A 3,212-nucleotide genomic window follows, 5' to 3' on the forward strand; every position below is an offset into this window, starting at 1 on the left:
GTAGTGCGCTGCTAATTTCTGCACGATACCAGGGAAAGCTCTGCTGTTTTCACTTTGGAGAGATCACACTTAAGTTCAGGTAATATGCGGTAATGAATGCCTTCTCAAAAAACGATAGGCCTAATCAAAAAAAAAGAGGCAGCCTTTCCAGACTGCCTCTTCTTAATATACTTATAGATATCCCGGATTTATTCGGGATAGTCAAAACAATAGTTAATAACCACGGGGCCTGCATCGGCTCCTGAGCCAACATCCGCTATCACTGCCCCCGTAGGGTGAATGATCTGGAAACTGATTTCTCCATAGAAATCTCCAGGGAAGAACCATTCAGCAGATTCTACTCCCGCTGGTACAGTAATTGTGGCGGTACCGCTAGCATCTCCAGGAGTACAATCACCACTTCTCAGGAAAGTTCCGTCTCCAGAAGAGTATGGCGAACAAAGTCCTACCTCGAAAACCTCACCGGTGCTCAGTGTAAGGGTAATCCCATCTCCACCACCTCCGGTGGTTGTTTGCCAACCGTCTCCATAGGAATCCTGCATCTCAATAGTATACACGCCGGGTAATGGTCCTATAGGAGGACAAACGATATCGGCGGTGTACAAAAATGGAGAGCTAAAGAAGGATCCGGTTAACGTACCTGTATTATCCGCAAAGGAATAACGCCGGCCATCATCAAGGACGATTTCGTAACGAATCCTGAACTGGTCTCCACCCCTTACCTGAGAGTCGTTCAGACCAAGGGTAGCCTGCATGGCGCCAAGAGTAACCTCACTTCTAAAACGAGGGTACCCAAACTCCCCAATAAAAAACTGAGATGGGTCAATGGTTTCATGAAGTGTCTCCTCTTTTGTATCTGTCCCTCCAGTGTTATCATTAAAGGCCACATATACTTCAACGAAGTCTACATTGTCTCCGTCTTCCTGAGTTTGCATTTCAGCTTCCAGGCCGAAAAATCCTTCTGGGTCGCCAATAGGTAATTCGGGGGAGAAAACTTCAATGGTCCTGAGGACGGCTCCCCGGGTTTCATTATCATTGACTTCATCAATGGGGTTGTCACCCTCCTGACAGGCTGTGAAAAGCAGGGCTGATCCAGCCAAAACTGTCATTATTAGTTTGTTGCTATATCTTTTCATGTTCTGTTGCTTTTTAGTTTGCTGGTGGGAAGGTTGGACTTGCCGGGTTTGTATCCCAGAACACCTGTTCTGTCAGAGTTTCTTTCTGAGTCAGTCCTGCATTCGTTACCACTTCATTTTGCGGATACAATAGAGTTCGAGGGAACGGACCTGGTTGGGCTTCCCAGTTTGGTAATAGTGTTGTTGGGAATCCTGTAAGTCTGTAATATACCCAGGCTTCAGTAGCCCCTCCGTACAGAGTAGTAAAGTACTGCTCTGCGTAGATGTTCTCCTTAGCGTCACCAGTAGCTGCGTTAAAGTCAGCTACGATTCCATCGATATAATCAGAAACATCGTCTGGTGTAGGTGCCGTAGTTTGATCTGCACCGCTGTCCAAAGCTCCAAAAGTCTGAACTGTAGCGATAGATTTTACCAAACCGGATCGCATGAAGTTCGCTCTGTCTGCATCCGAAGACGCCATCATCCCTCTCCAGAAATCTACATAAGAAGACATGAAGATAGGTTCGATTCCAGCGCCACCACCACCGAGACCCAGACCAACTTCACCGAAGCTGCTGTCGTCAAAACGACCTCCTGCAGGATAAACTCCTACAGCGGCTCTTTTAAAGTTATCGGGAGGAGTACCCTCATTGTTTCCGTGAGAACGTCCCCAGTAGCCATTGGGAACCGAGCAATATGTGAACCCTCCGTCTATATAGTGCTGAGGCGGAACTGCCAGAGAACAAGCAAGGTCTTCTTCACTAGGTGGAGCGTCGGCACCCGGGGTAGCATCTACCTGACGGTAGAAATAATACCGGATTCTCGGGTCGTCGTTGTTCAGCATCAATTCCATGATCCAGTTAGACTGATAGATGTTCGCCCCAGAAGGAGTGTAATCAGCTGCAAAGTCAGGATGTCTGTTATCCGGTTGCAATTCACTGGTTCCGTACTGAAGGAAAAAGTCATCTGCCGGGTCTGAAATAAAATTATTCCCGGCAATTACCTGGTTGAACGCGGCGACGTTACCGGTGGTGTAATACGCTTTCAAACGAATGGTGTTGACGAGCTTCTCCCATTTGGAAATATCTTCATTGTAGAAGATGTCAACGGCTCCAATTGTATTTGGGTCTGCAGCGAAAAGACTTTCGGCTTCATCCAAAAGGCCTAAAGCAGCAGCGTAAACCTCCTCGCCACTGTCGAGGTTTGGTGCTGGAAACTCAGCTGGATTTCCCGCTTCGCTAAAGGCAGCTGCCCCGACAAAATCCACGAGTTGAATCAGTGAATGCGCATATAACGTCTTTGCAACAGCCACGTGGAATCCTAAATCAACCTCAGGGTCTTCGTTCAGTGCTTCCAGGTTTTGGAGGTTGGTCAGGATACCGATTGATACCCCATCTCCAACACCGTTACCGTTACTACTGTAGGTTCTTCCCCAGGTACCGTTTAAATCGGATCCGGGGTAGTTGTTAAAGTAGTTCCGTCCGAACATATAATCAATCCGGGTCAGTTCTGCAGAAATATCACTGAGAGCCTGCTGGTTCGTGCCATATGCCAACTGAACTGAAGTCAGCAACAGGTTCGGATCCGCCTGGTCTGAGGCCAGGTCGTTTGGACTCACTCTTAAGTCCAGATCTGTCGTCTCACAGGAATTAAGCAAAGCTCCTGCAATAAAGACTATCGAAATATATTTAAACAAATTTTTCATAATAGCTATATCATTAACAATTTTTATTAGAAGGATGCTCTAAGACTGATTCCATATCTGCGAGAGCTCGGACCGTTGAGGAAGTCAAAGCCTCGCCCGTTACCGATACCAACCCCTTGTACGTTAGGGTCAAAATTTGCTCCTTTAGGTGTGTTGTAGGCATCGAACCAGAGGTTGAAGCCCTGCGCAGTAACTGTAAGTGATCCGAACGGTGTCTTGTCGAGGAATTTCTTAGGGAAACTGTATCCGAAAGAAAGCTCTTGAAGACGAATCACAGAAGCATCGTAGACGCGTAATTCTGTTGGTCCGAATAACAAGTTGTTGAAGTAATACGTGGAGTTGTTGATCTGCTTGTTGTTCACTTCCCCTGTGGATTGACTAACCCCTGGGAG

General features: G+C 47.0%; 2 protein-coding genes and 1 pseudogene. All 3 read right to left on the bottom strand.

Features of this window, described 5'->3' with window-relative positions:
* Nucleotides 1-188: 188 nt before the first annotated feature.
* Nucleotides 189-1,109, bottom strand: coding sequence for a hypothetical protein (locus WBV75_RS06015; protein ID WP_424119739.1), 921 nt, complete (start codon nucleotides 1,107-1,109; stop codon nucleotides 189-191).
* A 40-nt stretch (nucleotides 1,110-1,149) separates the two neighbouring features.
* On the bottom strand, nucleotides 1,150-2,820 hold the full coding sequence (locus WBV75_RS06020) for a SusD/RagB family nutrient-binding outer membrane lipoprotein (RefSeq protein ID WP_424119740.1): 1,671 nt from the start codon (nucleotides 2,818-2,820) through the stop codon (nucleotides 1,150-1,152).
* 26 nt (nucleotides 2,821-2,846) lie between these two features.
* Nucleotides 2,847-3,212: pseudogene (locus WBV75_RS06025) on the bottom strand (SusC/RagA family TonB-linked outer membrane protein); the annotation flags it as partial.

This window comes from Robiginitalea sp., assembly GCF_049588695.1.
GTDB lineage: Bacteria > Bacteroidota > Bacteroidia > Flavobacteriales > Flavobacteriaceae > Robiginitalea.